Annotated in this window: 14 protein-coding genes; 9 read left to right on the top strand and 5 right to left on the bottom strand. The window is 65.3% G+C overall.

Annotated elements, in window-relative coordinates:
- The 3 genes from ACTJKQ_RS22345 to ACTJKQ_RS22335 form a co-directional block, all read left to right on the top strand.
- The coding region (locus ACTJKQ_RS22345; protein ID WP_440598096.1) for a putative bifunctional diguanylate cyclase/phosphodiesterase at positions 1-1,320 on the top strand (1,320 nt) is incomplete at its 5' end.
- 45 nt (positions 1,321-1,365) lie between these two features.
- A complete protein-coding gene (locus ACTJKQ_RS22340; protein ID WP_440598095.1) occupies positions 1,366-6,234 on the top strand; it encodes a PAS domain S-box protein in 4,869 nt (1,622 codons plus the stop codon).
- 24 nt (positions 6,235-6,258) lie between these two features.
- Positions 6,259-7,389: a response regulator gene (locus ACTJKQ_RS22335; RefSeq protein WP_056743920.1), complete on the top strand. Its 1,131-nt coding sequence runs from the start codon at positions 6,259-6,261 to the stop codon at positions 7,387-7,389.
- Positions 7,390-7,594: 205 nt separating this feature from the next.
- Here ACTJKQ_RS22335 and ACTJKQ_RS22330 read toward each other — a convergent pair whose 3' ends face one another.
- The gene (locus ACTJKQ_RS22330) at positions 7,595-8,551 is read right to left on the bottom strand and encodes an inositol monophosphatase family protein (RefSeq protein WP_056058182.1); all 957 of its coding nucleotides are present in this window, start codon (positions 8,549-8,551) and stop codon (positions 7,595-7,597) included.
- A 175-nt stretch (positions 8,552-8,726) separates the two neighbouring features.
- Between ACTJKQ_RS22330 and ACTJKQ_RS22325 the strand changes: the two genes are divergently transcribed.
- Positions 8,727-9,539 carry an RNA methyltransferase gene (locus tag ACTJKQ_RS22325; RefSeq protein WP_108499436.1) on the top strand — a complete coding sequence of 271 codons (813 nt, stop codon included), beginning with the start codon at positions 8,727-8,729 and terminating at the stop codon, positions 9,537-9,539.
- A 36-nt stretch (positions 9,540-9,575) separates the two neighbouring features.
- Entirely contained in the window at positions 9,576-10,358 is a 783-nt protein-coding gene (gene cysE, locus ACTJKQ_RS22320; protein WP_056058188.1) for a serine O-acetyltransferase, read from the top strand.
- 32 nt (positions 10,359-10,390) lie between these two features.
- On the opposite strand, the gene ACTJKQ_RS22315 is transcribed toward cysE, so the two are convergent.
- From ACTJKQ_RS22315 to yjgA, 3 genes are all read right to left on the bottom strand, one after another.
- The gene (locus ACTJKQ_RS22315) at positions 10,391-11,446 is read right to left on the bottom strand and encodes a hypothetical protein (RefSeq protein ID WP_440598094.1); all 1,056 of its coding nucleotides are present in this window, start codon (positions 11,444-11,446) and stop codon (positions 10,391-10,393) included.
- Between the two features lie 63 nt (positions 11,447-11,509).
- A complete protein-coding gene (gene mog / locus ACTJKQ_RS22310; RefSeq protein ID WP_440598093.1) occupies positions 11,510-12,109 on the bottom strand; it encodes a molybdopterin adenylyltransferase in 600 nt (199 codons plus the stop codon).
- On the bottom strand, positions 12,102-12,773 hold the full coding sequence (gene yjgA / locus ACTJKQ_RS22305) for a ribosome biogenesis factor YjgA (RefSeq protein WP_056058197.1): 672 nt from the start codon (positions 12,771-12,773) through the stop codon (positions 12,102-12,104). Before yjgA ends, mog begins: the two co-directional genes overlap by 8 nt.
- A 64-nt stretch (positions 12,774-12,837) precedes the next feature.
- Between yjgA and pmbA the strand changes: the two genes are divergently transcribed.
- Positions 12,838-14,280 (top strand): metalloprotease PmbA, encoded by a 1,443-nt coding sequence (gene pmbA / locus ACTJKQ_RS22300; RefSeq protein WP_440598092.1) that lies wholly within the window; start codon positions 12,838-12,840, stop codon positions 14,278-14,280.
- 115 nt (positions 14,281-14,395) lie between these two features.
- Here the strand turns inward: pmbA and ACTJKQ_RS22295 are convergent, their stop codons facing one another.
- The gene (locus tag ACTJKQ_RS22295) at positions 14,396-15,157 is read right to left on the bottom strand and encodes an NAD(P)-dependent oxidoreductase (protein ID WP_440598091.1); all 762 of its coding nucleotides are present in this window, start codon (positions 15,155-15,157) and stop codon (positions 14,396-14,398) included.
- A gap of 237 nt (positions 15,158-15,394) precedes the next feature.
- Between ACTJKQ_RS22295 and ACTJKQ_RS22290 the strand changes: the two genes are divergently transcribed.
- From ACTJKQ_RS22290 to ACTJKQ_RS22280, 3 genes are read left to right on the top strand one after another with little or no spacing between them, the layout of a single operon-like run.
- Positions 15,395-15,928: a helix-turn-helix domain-containing protein gene (locus ACTJKQ_RS22290; RefSeq protein ID WP_440598090.1), complete on the top strand. Its 534-nt coding sequence runs from the start codon at positions 15,395-15,397 to the stop codon at positions 15,926-15,928.
- A complete protein-coding gene (locus ACTJKQ_RS22285; protein ID WP_440598089.1) occupies positions 15,928-16,353 on the top strand; it encodes a VOC family protein in 426 nt (141 codons plus the stop codon). Before ACTJKQ_RS22290 ends, ACTJKQ_RS22285 begins: the two co-directional genes overlap by 1 nt.
- Positions 16,350-16,607 carry a hypothetical protein gene (locus ACTJKQ_RS22280; protein ID WP_440598088.1) on the top strand — a complete coding sequence of 86 codons (258 nt, stop codon included), beginning with the start codon at positions 16,350-16,352 and terminating at the stop codon, positions 16,605-16,607. Before ACTJKQ_RS22285 ends, ACTJKQ_RS22280 begins: the two co-directional genes overlap by 4 nt.
- The last annotated feature ends 18 nt before the right edge of the window (positions 16,608-16,625 follow it).

The raw sequence follows: 16,625 nt of genomic DNA, 5'->3' as shown, positions 1-16,625 counted from the left end.
GAACAGGAGATCGAACGCCTGGCGTTCTACGACGCGCTCACGGGCCTGCCCAACCGCCGCCTGCTGCTGGACCGCCTGCAACGCTCCATCGCCGCCTGCCAGCGCACCAGGAACCTCGGGGCCCTGCTGTTCATCGACCTCGATAACTTCAAAGACCTCAACGACACCCTGGGCCACGACATGGGCGACCAGCTCCTGGCCCAGGTCGCCGCCCGCCTGGTGGGCAGCGTGCGCGAAGCCGACACCGTGGCCCGCTTCGGCGGCGACGAATTCGTCGTCATGCTCGAAGCCCTGGCCCCTGACCTGCAAAACGCCGCCACCCAGGCAGAAACCGTCGCCGAAAAACTCCTGGCCAGCCTGAACCAGCCCTTTGACCTGGACGGCGCCCAGCACTACAGCACCCCCAGCATCGGCATCACCCTCTTTGGCGACGAACGCCTCACCGTGGACGAACTCCTCAAGCGCGCCGACCTGGCCATGTACCAGGCCAAAGCCGCAGGACGCAACACCCAGCGCTTCTTCGACCCCGACATGCAGGCGGCCGTCAACGCCCGCTCCAACCTCGAAGCCGACCTGCGCCAGGGCCTGGCCCGGGGCGAATTGCTCGTGCACTACCAGCCCGTCGTGGACCACCACGCCCGCCTGCTGGGCGCAGAAGCCCTCGTGCGCTGGCGCCACCCCCAGCGCGGCATGATCAGCCCCGGCGACTTCATCCCCCTGGCAGAACAGACCGGCCTCATCCTCCCGCTGGGCCAATACGTGCTCCAGACCGCCTGCGAACAACTGCAGCGCTGGAGCCAGCACCCAGACACCGCTCACCTGTCCATCTCCGTCAACGTCAGCGCCCGCCAGTTCCGCCAACCCGGCTTCGTGGCCGAAGTGCTGCAAACCTTGAAGAACCACAACGCAGACCCCCGGCAACTCAAGCTCGAACTCACCGAAAGCCTGCTGCTGGGAGACATCGAAGACACCATCGCGCGCATGGTGCAGCTCAAAAGCGAAGGCGTGGGGTTTGCGCTCGATGACTTTGGCACCGGCTACTCGTCCCTGTCCTACCTCAAGCGCCTGCCACTGGACCAGGTGAAGATCGACCAGAGCTTCGTGCGGGACGTGCTGACGGACCCGAACGACGCGGCGATCGTGCGGACCATCCTGGCGCTGGCCAAGAGCCTGGACCTGGAGGTGGTGGCGGAGGGGGTGGAGACGACGGGGCAGCTGTCGTTCCTGAGGCTGCATGGGTGCGAGGGGTTCCAGGGGTATCTGTTTGGAAGGCCGGGGCCGGCGGAGGCTATCGATGCATTGCTGTATCCCGCTGGTTGACGGTACGTCTGCGGTGTGGCTGGCCTGCGTGGCAAGGGCGTAGGCATGTGGTTTGACAAGCTTGTGGACCGTAACGCCCCCGGCGTCCGTGGCCTGCTGGTGGTGGTGGCCCTGGCATTGATCGGCGCAGTGCTGGTGGTGCAGGGTGCACAGCACTGGCGAGCGGGCGAGCGGGCGACCGAGCGTTCACGCGTGTTGCACCAGACGGCAGATGCCCTGCAAGCCCAGACCACTGGCGGCTCCATGCTCGGTGCGGTATCGCTGATGGGCCTGAGCGAGCCTTTGCTCAAGGATATGGCGCTGGGCCGTTTGCCCCCTGACCACCCCGAGGCACTGTCCCGCCTGGCCGTGGCGCGCGGGCGCTTTCTGGTGCAAGGCGTGTACGTAATGTCTGCCGATGGCACCGTGGTAGCGCACGAGACCCCTGGCGAACGATCCACGGGCCTGAACCTTGCATTCCGCCCGTACTTCCAGCAGGCCATCCAGGGCGCCAACAGTGTGTATGCCGCCATTGGCAGCAATACCCAGGAGCGTGGGCTGTACTACGCAGCGCCACTCTATGAAAGCGACACGCCATCGAGCAGCATCATCGGCGTGGTGATGTTCAAGGTGGGTTTTGAGCCGGTGGACCTGCTGCTCAAGCGCGCGGGCTTGCCCATGGTGCTGCTGTCGCCGCAGGGCGTGGCGTTTGCCGCCACGCGCCCCGAATGGCAGTTCGCGGTAGCGCCGCCGCTCACGCAGGCGCGTATCGATGCCATCCGCGCCACACGCCAGTTCGGCCGGCATTTCGACAATGGCGTGGCTTCGGCGTTGCCCTTTGCGGCCGATACCGGAGATGTCCAGATCAACGGCGTGACCTACGCTGTCGAACGCCGGGCCATTGACTGGCACGACCCAGGGGGCGAGTGGCAGCTGGTGGCGCTGGACGATATCAGCGCCTTGATGTCGTCGACGCAGCGCGCGCGCATTGGGGCGGTGGCCTTTGTGCTGCTGTGCCTGCTGGGCCTGCTGCTGCTGGACTTGCTGCGCAGTCGTGCCCGGGTGGCCAGTGCACTGGAGCGATTCAGGGTGCTGGGTACGGCGCTGGAGAGCAGCCCGGTGTCCGTGGTCATCACCGATGGCGACGGCCGTATCGACTGGGTCAACCCCCAGTACGAGCGCAACACGGGCTATTCGCTGGACGAGGTGCGCGGCAAAAAGCCATCGCTGGTGGCCAGCGGACAAACGCCCGCACAGACCTACCAGCTGATGTGGTCCGCGCTGCTGTCGGGCAAGTCCTGGCAGGGCCAGTTCGTCAACCGGCGCAAGGACGGGAGCATCTACCACGACGAGGCCACGCTATCGCCCGTGTTTGATGGGCGGGGCAAGCGCATCGGCATCGTGGGCCTTCACGAGGACGTGTCCGAACGCATCCAGGCGCAAAAGGAGCTGGAGCGTCGAGAACGCCTGCTCAACGAGCTGCTGGAGCAGCAAACCGCCATCTTCGACAACGCACCGCCCATCGTGATGGTGTGCGACGGACGGTTCCGCCAGTTCAACCCGGCGTTTGTGGATCTCATGGGTGGCACCGCATCACAGCTGCTGGGTCTGGGGGTGTCGGTGCTGTTTGGTGGGACGGGCCATGCCGACCTGTTCACTGCCCGCGTCACGCCGGCACTGGCCTCGGGCCAGGCCTTGCGCGAGACCGCTACCCTGTGCAGGCTGGATGGCAGCCAGTTCGAGGCACGCCTGGCGGGCCGCAGCGTCAAGATGGACGACTTTGGCACCGCCTCGATCTGGGTCATTGAAGATGTCAGCGAGCAGCGGCGTGCCGAGCGCGTGATCCAGCAGGCCCAGGAACGACTGGAGCTGGCGCAGGAAGCGGGCAAGATCGGGGTGTTCGACCTGAACCTGGTCACCGGCGAGATCCTCTGGTCGGACAAGCTGGCCCAGATGATGGGCCTGCCCCCTGGAACCCAGCCTGATGGGCGCGACTTCTGGCTCAACTGCCTGCACCCGGAAGACCGCGACCAGGCAAGCGCTTATTTCGACAGCTGCCTTGCAGGCACTGAGGACTACCTGCGCGACTCCTGGCGCATCGTGCGCCCCGATGGCGAGGTGCGCTGGTTTCTGGAGGCCGCGCGCATCTTCCGCAACGCCCAGGGCCAGCCGGTGCGGGTGGTGGGCGTCAATGTGGACATCCACGACCAGAAGCTCCTGGAGGAGCAGGTGGCCGGGCAGCTCGATTTCCAGCAGGCGTTGATCGACGCCATCCCGGTGCCCCTTTTCTACAAGGGCGCGGACGGGCGCTACATCGGCGTGAACCGCGCTTATGAGCACGCGTTTGGCGTTTCGCGCGAGGCGCTCATCGGCAAGACGGTGATGGATCTGGACTATCTGCCGCAGGAGACCCGCACGCGCTTCGAGCAGGACGCGATACAGGCCATGGAGGGCGAGCGCAAGGTGCACCGCGAGGTCGATTTGCCTTATGCCGACGGCGAGCTACACCATACGCTGTTCTGGCTGCATGGCTTTGCGCGCCCCGATGGCACACCCGGCGGCACCATTGGTACGTTCGTGGACATCACCGACCGCCAGCGTGCTGAACAGGAGCTGCGCCGTGCCAAGGAGTTGGCCGAGGAGTCCACCGCGCTCAAGTCCAACTTTCTGGCCAACATGAGCCACGAGATCCGCACACCCATGAACGCGATCATCGGCATGTCGCACCTGGCACTCAAGTCGGGCCTGAGTCCACGCCAGCACGATTACGTTAGCAAGATCCAGCAGGCAGGCCAGCACCTGCTGGGGGTCATCAATGACATCCTGGACTTCTCCAAGATCGAGGCGGGCAAGCTGGTGGTGGAGCGTCAGCCGTTTCTGCTCGACCGCATGCTGGAGAGCGTGTCCGATGTGGTGGGCTACAAGGCCGGTGCCAAGGGGCTGGAGCTGGTCTGCGACGTGGCCAGCGATGTGCCCCCTAACCTCGTGGGCGATGCGCTGCGTCTGGGCCAGATCCTCATTAATTACGCCAACAACGCCATCAAGTTCACCGAATCCGGAGAGATCAGCATTGCCGTGCGCTTGCTGGAGGAGATGGGCAACCAGGTCCGGCTGCGTTTCGAGGTGCGCGACACCGGCATCGGGCTCACGGACGAGCAGATGGGGCGCCTCTTCCAGAGCTTCCAGCAAGCCGACACCTCGACCACGCGCCGTTATGGTGGCACGGGCCTGGGGCTGGCGATCTGCAAGAGCCTGGCAGAGCTGATGGGCGGAGAGGTGGGCGTGGAGAGCCGTTTCGGCAAGGGCTCCACCTTCTGGGTGTCGGTGCCGCTGGAGCGTGGTACGGCGGCGCGTGTGCTGCTACCTCCGCCCGACCTGCGGGGCACCCGGGTGCTGGTGGTGGACGACAACCATACCGCTGCCACGGTGCTGTCCGACATGCTGCAGGCGATGGGCTTTGTGGTGGAGCAGGCGCATTCGGGCCTGGAGGCGCTGGACCGGCTGCGCGAGTCCATGGCACAGCACCAGCCGTTTGGCCTGTTGCTGCTGGACTGGCACATGCCAGGCATGGACGGCGTGGAGCTGGCGGGCCACATTCGCAGCCTGGGCATGCCCAAGGTGCCGCAGATGCTGATGGTCACGGCCTACGGGCGCGAAGACGTGATGCGGGCCGCGCGTGCGCAGGGCATCGAAACCGTGCTCATCAAGCCCGTGAATGCCTCGCTGCTGTTCGACACCCTGATGCAGCCGCTGGAGGCATCGGGCACGGAGGGGCGCCGTGCGGCCACTCCCGCCCCCGCTGCCGACGAGCTGCCGCTGGACATCCGGGGCGCCAGCGTGCTGCTGGTCGAGGACAACGAACTCAACCAGATGGTGGCCATGGAGCTGCTGCTGGACGCGGGCTTTGCCGTCGACGTGGCCGAGAACGGGCAGATCGCCATCGACCATATCGAGCGCAAGCATTACGACGCCGTGCTGATGGACATGCAGATGCCCATCATGGATGGCGAGACGGCCACACGACTGCTGCGCGGCAACCCGCGCTACGCGCAGTTGCCCATCATCGCCATGACGGCCAACGCCATGGAGGCGGACCGCCAGCGCTGCTTTGCGGCGGGCATGAACGACCATGTTGCCAAACCCATCGAACCTGCAGCCCTGTGGGCCGCGCTGGCGCGCTGGATCCGCCCCCGCCAGGGTCTCGGTGCGGCGGTTGTGCCCGCTCGCAGCAGTGCGGCTCCAGTGGCCGCGCCGGTAGCGGCCACCAGTGCTGCGGCCGTAGGGTGGCTGCCGGTGGATGTCCCTGATCTGCCGGGGCTGGACACCCAACTGGGCCTGCAGCGTGCGCTGGGCAAGACAGGGTTGTACGCCGAGATGCTGCGCCGCTTTGTGCAAGGGCAGGCTCCGGTGTTGCCGGAGCTGCAGCGTGCGCTGGCGGTGCACGATGTCGCACTGGCCGAGCGCCTGGCCCACACGCTGCGGTCGGTGGCAGCCAACATTGGCGCACAGGCCGTGTCGGACCGCGCACAGGCGCTGGAGCACGCGCTGCGCTTTCGCCATGGCAACGAGGCCATCGTGCCGCTGCTGGCTGAGCTGCGGGCTGCGCTGCAGCCCTTGCTGCACGGGCTGCAGGACTGGGTGCTGCAGGCCGTGCAAGCGGGAACGACACCTGAATCAGGTTTGGCGCCCACTGCGAGGGCGCCGGGGGCCGGCATGACGCCCGCCGAGGCAGGGCAGCACTTGCGCCACCTGCTGGAGCAGGACGATCCTGCAGCCACTGAATTTTTCCAACACAATGGTGTGGTGCTCAAGGCGGCGCTGGGCAGCGCCTTCCAGGTCGTTGAAAAGCACACCCTGAATTTCGATTTCGAGCAGGCGCTGGAAGCCCTGGCTGCGGTGCCAGGCTCCGAATCCCCGGCCCTCGAAACCCCCTGAACGGCATTCACGCAGGACATTTGCATGGACAACGCGCCTTTTGCCTCCAGCCCGGCGACCTTGGTTGACAAGCCGATTGCCACCGTGCTCGTGGTGGACGACACGCCCGAGAACCTCACGCTCATGGGCAGCCTGCTGCGCGAGCACTATGTGGTGAAGGTGGCCAACCATGGGGAGAAGGCCCTCAAGATTGCCCAGTCGGCCACGCCGCCCGATCTGATCCTGCTGGACATCATGATGCCCGAGGTGGATGGCTATGAGGTCTGTCGTCGCCTCAAGGAGGCGCCTGCCACCCGCGACATCCCGGTGATCTTCCTGACGGCGCGTTCCGACACCGACGACGAGCGCATGGGGCTGGCCCTTGGTGCTGTGGACTACATCACCAAACCCATCAGTCCGCCGATCCTGCTCGCGCGCGTCAACACGCACCTGGCGCTCAAGGCCACGGCCGATTTTCTGCGCGACAAAAGCGCCTACCTGGAACGGGAGGTCGCCATGCGCACGCTGGAGGTGCAGGCCATCCAGGACGTGACCATCATGGCCATGACCTCCCTGGCCGAAACGCGCGACAACGAGACGGGCAACCACATCCGCCGCACCCAGTTGTATGTGAAGACCCTGGCCGAACGCCTGCGCCACCACCCGCGTTTTGAGCATGTGCTGAACGACCGCATGATCGAGCTGCTGTACAAGTCGGCCCCGTTGCACGACATCGGCAAGATCGGCATCCCCGACAGCATTCTGCTCAAGCCCGGCAAGCTCACGGTGGAGGAGTTCGAGGTGATGAAGACCCACACCACGCTGGGCCGCAATGCCATTGACGAGGCCGAGCGGCGCCTGGGCATGCGCGTGGCCTTTTTGAGCGTGTCCAAGGAGATCGCCTACAGCCACCAGGAAAAGTGGGACGGATCTGGCTACCCGCAGGGCCTGGCGGGCGACGCCATCCCGGTGTCGGCGCGCCTGATGGCGGTGGCCGATGTGTACGACGCGCTCATCAGCAAGCGCGTGTACAAGCCTGCGTTTTCGCACGACCAGGCCTGTAACACCATCGTGCGGGGCAAGGGCACACACTTTGACCCCGACATGGTGGACGCGTTTGTGGACATTGCAGAAGACTTCCGCAGCATCGCGCAGAAGTATCCCGACCCGGTGTAGGGAGGCATCCCCCTGAGTCGCTTCGCGCCTTCCCCCTTCTCTCGAATTGCTGCGCAATTCGGGAAGGGGGACGCAGCCAGTGCGGCGGGGCGGCCCTTGCACGGCTGCGCTGGTAACGAGCGCGCCTACTGCGCGGTCCTGCTACCAGATATTTTCAGCGGTCATCGTGTGCTGGCTTGACGGTGAGGCGCGGTAGTTGAGATGTTCAGAACGGCGCGTCTTCACCCTTGGCTGAGTCGGCCTGGGGCGCCGCCGATTCGGCTGCGTCCGCAGCGCCTTCTGTCTCTGGAATGTTGTTGGCTTCGGGCGTGTCGGGAGTCGCCGCCTGGCGCACAGCAGCCTTGTCGCCAGCACTCGCAAACTTGCTGTACTTGCCCAGGATGGGCACCAGCTGGCCGTAGATGCGGGGGTTGCCTGCCAGGCATTCCCGCTGCTCCAGAAATTCAGCCTCGCCCGTGAAGTTGCCCACCAGGCCGCCGGCCTCGGTCACCAGCAGCGAGCCCGCTGCCACGTCCCAGATCGACAGACCCGTTTCAAAGAAGCCGTCGGTGAAGCCCGCAGCCACGTAGGCCAGGTCCAACGCAGCGGCGCCGGGGCGGCGCAGGCCGGCGGTGCGCTGCATCACGTCGGCCATCATGTTCAGGTAGCTCTTGAAGTTGTCGCCCGGGCGGAAGGGGAAGCCGGTGGAGATCAGGCAGTCCTTGAGCTGGGTGCGCTTGGAGACGCGGATGCGGCGCTCGTTCAGGTAGGCGCCGCGGCCCTTGGTGGCGGTGAACAGGTCGTTGCGGGTGGGGTCGTACACGACGGCCTGCTCGACCTTGCCCTTGACGGCCAGCGCGATGCTCACGCAGTACACGGGAAAGCCGTGGATGAAGTTGGTGGTGCCGTCCAGCGGGTCGATGATCCAGACAAATTCCGAATCCTTGGCGCCGTATTCCTTGCCCGACTCTTCAGCCAGGATGCCGTGGCCGGGGTAGGCCGTCAGCAGCGTCTCGATGATGATCTTTTCGGAGGCGTGATCCACCTCAGTCACAAAGTCGTTGATCTGCTTTTGCGAGATCCGCACCGATTCCACGTCCAGGGCCGCGCGGTTGATGATGGCGCCGGCGGCGCGTGCGGCCTTGATGGCCACGTTGAGCATGGGGTGCAGATTGGACGACATAAATTGTGGTGGTTGGCAGCGCGCGGCCAAGATGGCGCGGGCGTCTGCGTACAGGATGAGCGGGGAGGTCCGACCCGTCCCGGCGATGCGGGCGGCGACAATAGAGGGCGGGATTTTACCCGCAGTGCCCTTTTTTGCCTAACCGGCCGCTTTCCCCCTCTCGCTCCGCCTGTCCATGAAGACCCGTTTTGTCCTGATCAACACCAGCCACGCCGGCAATGTGGGCGCCGCCGCCCGTGCCATGAAAACCATGGGATTTGACGACCTGGTGCTGGTCGCTCCCCGCTGGGCTAACGTGCTCAGGCGCGAGGAAACCATCCAGCGCGCCAGCGGCGCCCTCGATGTGCTGAACAACGCACGCATCGTCGCCACGCTGGACGAGGCGCTCGACGGTATCAGCCACCTGTGCGCCACGGCCATGACGCCACGCGATTTTGGCCCCCCCACAGCAGCGCCGCGTGCGCACTTTGAAGCGCTATTAAAAAGTGAGCTACTCAGGCATGAAGTACTGGCGCTAGAGGCCAAAAACCCTCAAAACGCAGGCGACGACACCGCTGCAGACCCGAGTGCGGCCCCGCAGGCCGGTGTGGCCTTTCTCTTTGGCTCGGAGCGGTTTGGCATGACCAACGAGGATGTGTACCGCTGCCACGTGGCGCTGTCGATTCCCACCAACCCCGGCTTCGGCTCGCTCAACCTGGGGGCGGCCATCCAGGTGATCGCCTACGAATGGCGCCAGGCGTTGGGCGGCTTTGCGGTGCAGGACGCCACCCCACCGCGTGCGCTGGCCGACGCTGCCCAGGTGGCGGGCATGCTGGGCCACTGGGAGCAGGCGCTCACATCCATCGGTTTCCTGGACCCGGCCGCGCCCAAGAAGCTCATGCCCCGCCTTAACCAGCTTTTCAACCGCGCGCAGCTCAGCCCCGAGGAAATCCACATCTTGAGAGGTGTCGCCAAAGCCATGATCGAGACGGCGCAGGCGAAACGATAGACTGTGCAGCCCATTTACAAATAACCATAACAACCAATGCTCGCCCGCTTGCGCTCCGATATCCAGTGCATCCTCGACCGCGATCCTGCCGCGCGCAGCACGTGGGAGGTGATCACCTGTTATCCGGGCCTGCACGCGATCTGGCTGCACCGCCCCGCGCACTGGTGCTGGCACCACGGCCTGAAGTGGCTGGGGCGCTTCATCTCGCACTTTGCGCGCTGGTTCACCGGCATCGAGATCCATCCCGGCGCCAAGATCGGGGAGCGTGTGTTCTTCGACCACGCCATGGGCGTGGTGGTGGGCGAAACCGCCGAGATCGGCGATGGCTGCACCATCTACCAGGGCGTGACCCTGGGCGGTACCTCGCTCTACAAGGGCACCAAGCGCCACCCCACGCTGGGCAAAGATGTGGTGGTGAGTGCAGGCGCCAAGGTGCTGGGCGGCTTTGAAGTGGGCGACGGCGCCAAGATCGGCTCCAATGCCGTGGTCATCAAACCCGTGCCCGCTGGCGCCACGGCCGTGGGCATCCCGGCACGCATCATCCCGTCCAAGGAAGGCCAGAGCGCCGACGTGACCGAGCCCCAGCCATCGCGCAAATTCACCGCCTACGGCATCACGCAGGAGGACGATCCGCTGTCGCAGGCCATGCGTGGGTTGATCGACAACGCCTCGTCGCAAGAGCACCAGATCGCGCTCTTGTGGCAGGCGATCGAAAAGCTCTCGGCCGCCAACCTGCAGGCCAAGGACTGCGTGCCCTGTGACGCGGCGATCAAGGAGCAGTTCGAGGCGGGCAAGCTCAACGAGCTGGTGGGCAAGTAGGCTTCCTGCCGTTGCGTGGGGGCACTGCGGGCTCAGTGCTTGCCAGGCTTGCTGTTCTTCTTTTCGTAGAAAGCCACGATGGGCGGATCAAACTTTGCGTGGTCCAGTTGCCACAGCCCCAACGGTCCGTGCATCAGCGGAATGCGGTGTTCGCTGCCATCGGGCCATTGCTCCCAATAGTCCCGCATGCGCGGAAACTTCAGTGGCGGCAGGCCCTGCGCGGTGTCGATGGGCTCCAGCCGATAGGTGCCCGACAGGCGGTATGCGTGGTCTTCTGACACCGAGCCTGCCAGCATTTGGTCTACCCGCTTGAGCACGGGCAGGGCAGCCCCGGCCGATACGGCGCCCAGCATCAGGGCCAGCGCCATCGATTCGCGCGAGGGGATGCGCCCTGCGGCGAAGAACCGGTAGCACAGTGCCACCAACGCTGCGATGCCCACCGACGCCAACAGCCAGGTCAGGGGCGAGCGCAGGATGCTGAAGAGCTGCGCATCCGTTAGCTCGTAGCCGGAGAACACAAAGCTGTCGAGCAGCGCAAACAGCATCAGGCCCAGGAACAGCACCGTCGCGCCCAGGCTGCGAGGGTTCTTCTCCAGTGCGAAATCGTGTGTGTTCTCTTCGTCCAGCGGATAGTCGGGAAACGCCGAGCGGAAGATGTCGCACAAGGCCTCGCGCGACGGCCCGGCGCTCCAGCCGGTATCGGCGGTGAACAGCACCTGGCCCTTGGGGGTGTCCAGCCGAGCCCAGTGGATGTTGCCCGTCTTGATGGATTGGTTGCCCAACCACTCGACCTTCAGCCCCGATTTGGGCACCAACGACTCGAAAGCCTTGCCCGTCTTGGCCCAATGCCCCCGGACGCGGAATGCTTCTCCATCGTCGATCAGCACGCCTTTGGCTTCGAAAGCCATAAGCCGCATCCTGCGTCCAAAAAATGCGGGACGGGCCAGATTGATGCGCCAGTAGTGCCGGCCCTTGAGGTCCTTCACCAAAGCATCTTGGCGCTGTTTCATGGCGCGTATGCGCACATACATCCACAAGGCCAGGGCGACTATCAGCAGATGGGTGAGGGCGAAGGCAAGGTACTTCATCGTCTGTGTGATGGGCGATGGGGGGAGCTTTCGCCCGTGGGCCAGCGTTGGCCCGCAGGCGGTTCAGGCGGTCTTGGGCCGGACAGCGTTCTTGGGCCGGAACGCCTTGCAGACCTCATCCCGCGTTTCCAGATACGGCCCGCCGATCAGGTCCACACAGTAAGGCACGGCGGCAAAGATGCCCGGCACGATCTGCTGGCCGTTGGCGTCCTTCAGCCCCTCCAGCGTCTCGGCAATCGCCTTCGGCTGACCAGGCAGATTAATGATCAGGCTCTGGTCTCGGATCACAGCGACCTGGCGCGAGAGGATGGCGGTAGGCACAAACTTCAGGCTGATCTGGCGCATCTGCTCGCCAAAGCCCGGCATCTCCTTGTGCGCCACGGCCAGCGTGGCCTCGGGCGTTACGTCGCGCAGCGCAGGGCCGGTGCCGCCAGTCGTCAACACCAGTCTGCAGCCTGCGTTGACCAGTTCGATCAGCGTGGCACTGATGCCGGCCTGCTCGTCGGGGATCAGGCGCGACTCGAAGGTGATGGGGTTGTACAGCGCGCGCGTCAGCCAGTCCTGCAAGGCAGGCAGGCCCTTGTCTTCATAGACGCCGCTGCTGGCGCGGTCGCTGATCGATACGATGCCGATCTTGACGGCGTCGTGGACGGCTTCACTCATCGTCGTTGTCCTCGTCGGTGTCGCTGGCATCTGCCGTGCCGGTGCCTCCCAGGTGCTCGCGCACCAGTTGGAACAGCTCGCGGTATGCACGGCCCTTGCGGGGCGCCAGGCCTTGCGAGACTTGGACGTTGGCCTCCTTGCCCGCAGGCTGCGCATCTTTGCGGGCCTGGCGGATCAGCGCGCGCAGCTGCTGGGTGTCGGTGTCGGGGTGCTCGGCCATCCACGCGGCCAGCGTGTCGTCGTCGGCAATCAGGCGGTCGCGCCATTGCTCGGCCAGATGCAGTTGCAGCTTTTCGGTGGCAGAGCCTTTGTGCTGTTCTTCCAGCGCCTGGCGGGCGGCCTGTACCAGCTCTGGTTCGAGCTTGCGCATGAGCTTGCCCACATACTGCATCTGGCGGCGCTTGCCTTCAAAGTTGGTGATGCGCTTGGCCTCGGCCAGCGCCTCCACCAGTTTGTCGGGCAGGCCCACGGCGTCGAACAGGTCGGCGCGCAGGTTCAAAAGCTCCTTGCCCAGGTCCTGCAGTTCGTCGCTCTCGCGCTTGAGATCGGTGCGGCTGGCATCGGGCGTGCCTTTGAGTTCGGCCTTGAGCTGAATGTCCAGTTCGCTGCCTTCGGCAACAAACTGGCCTCGCACAAAGTAGCCTTTTTTGGGTTTGCGTGACATGGGGTGGGGGCAAAGAGAGGCGGGCGCAGGGTGCGCCGCAGTGGCAAGTATCATAGCTGCCGCTATGAACAAACCCTCCAACCGCGCCCCGCGCACCCCCGGCGCGCTGGCTGCTGTGCCCGCAGCTGCCACCTCCCGCACCCCTGACAGCGGCTTCAGCTACAGCCGCCCGTTTTTTGCAGACCTGGTGGACCGCGCCCTGGCCCATGCCAAAAAGCTCGGTGCGACCGACGCGGGCGCCGAGGCGTCCGAGGGCTGTGGCCTGTCGGTCAGCGTGCGCAAGGGTGAGCTGGAGAACGTGGAGCGTAACCGTGACAAGTCGCTGGGCGTGACGGTCTACATCGGCCACCGCCGAGGCAACGCCAGCACGTCGGACTTTTCTACCAAGGCCATCGAGCAGACCGTGCAAGCGGCCTATGACATCGCCCGTTTCACGGCCGAAGACCCCGTGGCTGGCCTGCCCGACGCCGACGATATCGCGCCCCAGGAGACGCACCGCGACCTGCAACTCTTCCACCCCTGGGCCATCACCAGCGAAGAAGCCGCAGAGATGGCCAAGGCCTGCGAGGCCGCGGCTTTCAAGACGCATCGCCGCATCACCAACAGCGAAGGTGCTGGAGTGTCGGCCCAGCAAAGCCATTTCTTCAGCGCTCACACACGCGGCTTTCGCGGTGGCTATGCCAGCTCGCGCCACAGTTTCTCGGTGGCCCCCATCGCCTCGTTGCCCGGCAAGAACGCCGAAATGCAGCGCGACGCCTGGTACAGCTCGATGCGCAACGCAGCCGACCTGGCCTCGCCCGAGGCTGTGGGCCGCTACGCCGCGCAGCGTGCGCTGAGCCGCCTGGGCAGCCGCAAGATCCCCACCACGCAATGCCCCGTGCTGTTTGAGTCGACCCTGGCCGCTGGCCTGCTGGGCGGTTTTGTGCAGGCCATCAGTGGCGGCTCGCTGTACCGCAAGAGCAGCTTCTTGCTCGACTCGCTGGGCAAGATGGTCTTTCCCAAGCACATCGACATCCTGGAAGACCCCTTCATCCTGGGTGGCAAGGGCAGCTCGCCGTTTGACGAAGAAGGCGTGCGCGTGGCGCCGCGCAAGGTGGTGCAGGGTGGTCGCGTGCAGGGCTACTTCCTGTCGAGCTACTCGGCCCGCAAGCTGGGCATGAAGACCACGGGCAACGCCGGAGGCTCGCACAACCTGGTGATGACATCGCGCCTCACGCAAGCCAGCGACAACCTGGACGCCATGCTGCAAAAGCTGGGCACGGGCCTGTTTGTGGTGGAGCTGATGGGCCAGGGCGTGAATTACGTCACAGGCGACTATTCGCGCGGCGCGAGCGGCTTCTGGGTCGAGAACGGCCAGATCGCCTACCCCGTGCACGAGATCACCATTGCAGGCAACCTCAAGGACATGCTCAAGGGCATCGAGGCCGTGGGCGCGGATGCCTACAACTATGGCGCCAAGACGGTGGGTTCCATTCTGGTCAACCGCATGAAGGTGGCGGGCAGCTGATCTTCGTCCCCGCAGCGGGCGGATACCGCCAGTGGCTGTTGTGATGCGGGTTTTCTGCAACGCTCCCGCCCCAGGCCCTCGTGACTGCGAGGGCCTTTTTTCATGGAGGATTTCGTCAGGTGGCACTGCGGGGCTTGGCCGCCCAGGTGTCTTTCTTCCCGCGCATGCCCACGGGCAGCGCGAGCCCGACGCGGTGCCGGGACATCGCATCCCGGGGCTCAAGATGAGTCAGCATCAGAGAGGCTGCGTCGGCATACGGAACGATCATCTGCGGCACCTTCGACGCGAACAGCAGCAGCATCAATGGGCTGGGTAGCCTGCCCGCAAAGGCTGGCACGGAGACCGGCAGCTGGTCCGCGGCGATGCGCAGCCGGGCGATCCCCAGCGCGGGTTGGTCGACCATCGGTCCCGGGCACAGCAGGCGCCAATCGAGGGGCGAGGTGTTCAGGCGCTCAAAGTTCTTCTTGTGCGGCCAATAGGTGTCGCGCACCTTGGGCAGTTCAACACCCCGGCGGCCTGTCTGGCCGATGTCGAGCACCGCAGCGCCCCCTAGAAACCAGCAGGTTGGCCGCTCTGCGGGGGCCAGGGATTCCACGCTGGAAACCATGCGGTCCACGAGGTCGACAAACGCGCGACCTTCGGTGACGAGTCCCGCACAGTTGATCAACGCCTCGTGGCCCCGGATGATGTCTGCCAAGGCGCTGATTGCCACGGACCCCAGGTCCACCTGGTGCACCGTGATGCGTGATCGCAGGTCCTGGGGCAACCGGGCAGGGTTGCGCACTAGCACTGACACCTGGTGGCCTGCCGCAACAGCTTGCTGCAGTACGTGGCGGCCGAGGGAGCCCGTGGCTCCCAGGATGAGAAGACGCTTCATGATGATTCGCGAGAGGATTGAGGAAAGGTCTGCCGATGGCCGGGTAGTCATCGACGGGCGATGCCGCGATGATTCCATGCCATCGTCTCAGCAGCACTAATGGCGGGTGAGGTCCATCGCGAAGACGGTGACTTTGTTCACAGTGCTTGTCTTTGCCTGCGGGTTCTCGCGGGTCTTGCCTGCCGCCGTACAGGTGGTGCAGGAATGCCGACGGACAGGCGATATGCTGTGCCCATCATGCCTGTCGTCTCCCCGAAGCCCCCAGCCAACGGCCATACCGCTGACCCCATTGCGCCGCAAGACCCGGCCCTGTTGCGCCGTCTGCTGCGCGCCAAGGACCACATGGACGCTGCGTCGCACGAAGCCTGGCCGGTGCAGCGGCTGGCCGAGGTCAGCGGCGTCTCCGACGCGCATTTCGCACGATCCTTCCGGCAGGCGTTTGGCATCCCGCCCCACCGCTACCTGCTGACCCGCCGCATCGAACAGGCCACCACGCTGCTGCGCGACACGGACTTGCCCATCACCGAGATTGCGTTTGCCACCGGCTGGGAGAGCCTGGGCACCTTCGGCCGCACCTTTCGCGACATCAAGGGGCAGAGCCCCAGTGCGGTGCGCCTTCAGGCCCAGGCCCGCTTGGAGCCACTCGACAAGGTGCCGGCCTGTGTATTGAAAGCCGCACAACGCCCTGACCTCACCACCGCAGTTTCGGAGAAGCGCCGTCGCCAGGCTGCAGGTACAAAGCCGACATCAGCAACAAACCAGGAGATCTGATGACGACGAACCAAGGCATTGGTGTGGTGGGCGTGTATGTGGACGACCAGGACGAGGCCCTAACGTTTTACGTGGGCAAGCTCGGGTTTCGTGTGCACACGGATGTGCGCAACGGGCCGTACCGCTGGCTGACGGTGCAGCACCCCGACCAGCCGGGCTTCCAGCTCGGCCTGTTCAGGCCCGGCCCACCGATCCATGATGAAGCCACAGCGCAAACTTTGCGCGCGATGGTGGCCAAAGGAGCCATGCCTGCGCTGGTGCTCCATGTGGCGAACTGCCGCGCCGACTATGCCCGGCTGCGCGACCTGGGTGTGGAGTTCACACAGGAGCCCGTGGACCGGTACGGCAACGTGGACGCGGGCTTTCGGGACCCGGCGGGCAACGGCTGGAAGATGATCCAGCTAGCCGCTGGAGGTGTGCAATGAGCGCCGGTGCGGGAATTCGGCGGTTCCATCGCTGGGTGTCGATGGCGTTCACGTTGGCCGTCATCGCCAATTTTGTGGCTCGCGCCCTGGGTGCAGGCAACCCGCGGGACTGGGTCACGTACGCGCCCCTGCCGCCGCTGGCACTGCTGCTGTTGACGGGGTTGTACCTGTTCGTGCAACCCTACCTGCAGCGGCTTGCTGTCCGGTCTTCTGTTCGGCCTGCCCCGGGCGCCCAGGGCTTGCCGCCCGCGTGACGGCGCGCGGTGTGTCCC

Origin of the sequence: Acidovorax sp. 22279, assembly GCF_052045435.1 — a bacterium.
In the GTDB taxonomy this organism is placed as follows: domain Bacteria; phylum Pseudomonadota; class Gammaproteobacteria; order Burkholderiales; family Burkholderiaceae_C; genus Acidovorax; species Acidovorax delafieldii.
The sequence above is the reverse complement of the archived record's forward strand: the minus strand, read 5'-3'. Positions and strand labels throughout refer to the sequence as shown.

What these genes read in the sequence shown, in the direction of transcription:
- ACTJKQ_RS22340 (WP_440598095.1), top strand. Translation starts at nt 1,366, where the DNA reads ATGTGGTTTGACAAGCTTGTGGACCGTAACGCCCCCGGCGTCCGTGGC.
- ACTJKQ_RS22335 (WP_056743920.1), top strand. Translation starts at nt 6,259, where the DNA reads ATGGACAACGCGCCTTTTGCCTCCAGCCCGGCGACCTTGGTTGACAAG.
- ACTJKQ_RS22330 (WP_056058182.1), bottom strand. Translation starts at nt 8,551, where the DNA reads ATGTCGTCCAATCTGCACCCCATGCTCAACGTGGCCATCAAGGCCGCA.
- ACTJKQ_RS22325 (WP_108499436.1), top strand. Translation starts at nt 8,727, where the DNA reads ATGAAGACCCGTTTTGTCCTGATCAACACCAGCCACGCCGGCAATGTG.
- cysE (WP_056058188.1), top strand. Translation starts at nt 9,576, where the DNA reads ATGCTCGCCCGCTTGCGCTCCGATATCCAGTGCATCCTCGACCGCGAT.
- ACTJKQ_RS22315 (WP_440598094.1), bottom strand. Translation starts at nt 11,446, where the DNA reads ATGAAGTACCTTGCCTTCGCCCTCACCCATCTGCTGATAGTCGCCCTG.
- mog (WP_440598093.1), bottom strand. Translation starts at nt 12,109, where the DNA reads ATGAGTGAAGCCGTCCACGACGCCGTCAAGATCGGCATCGTATCGATC.
- yjgA (WP_056058197.1), bottom strand. Translation starts at nt 12,773, where the DNA reads ATGTCACGCAAACCCAAAAAAGGCTACTTTGTGCGAGGCCAGTTTGTT.
- pmbA (WP_440598092.1), top strand. Translation starts at nt 12,838, where the DNA reads ATGAACAAACCCTCCAACCGCGCCCCGCGCACCCCCGGCGCGCTGGCT.
- ACTJKQ_RS22295 (WP_440598091.1), bottom strand. Translation starts at nt 15,157, where the DNA reads ATGAAGCGTCTTCTCATCCTGGGAGCCACGGGCTCCCTCGGCCGCCAC.
- ACTJKQ_RS22290 (WP_440598090.1), top strand. Translation starts at nt 15,395, where the DNA reads ATGCCTGTCGTCTCCCCGAAGCCCCCAGCCAACGGCCATACCGCTGAC.
- ACTJKQ_RS22285 (WP_440598089.1), top strand. Translation starts at nt 15,928, where the DNA reads ATGACGACGAACCAAGGCATTGGTGTGGTGGGCGTGTATGTGGACGAC.
- ACTJKQ_RS22280 (WP_440598088.1), top strand. Translation starts at nt 16,350, where the DNA reads ATGAGCGCCGGTGCGGGAATTCGGCGGTTCCATCGCTGGGTGTCGATG.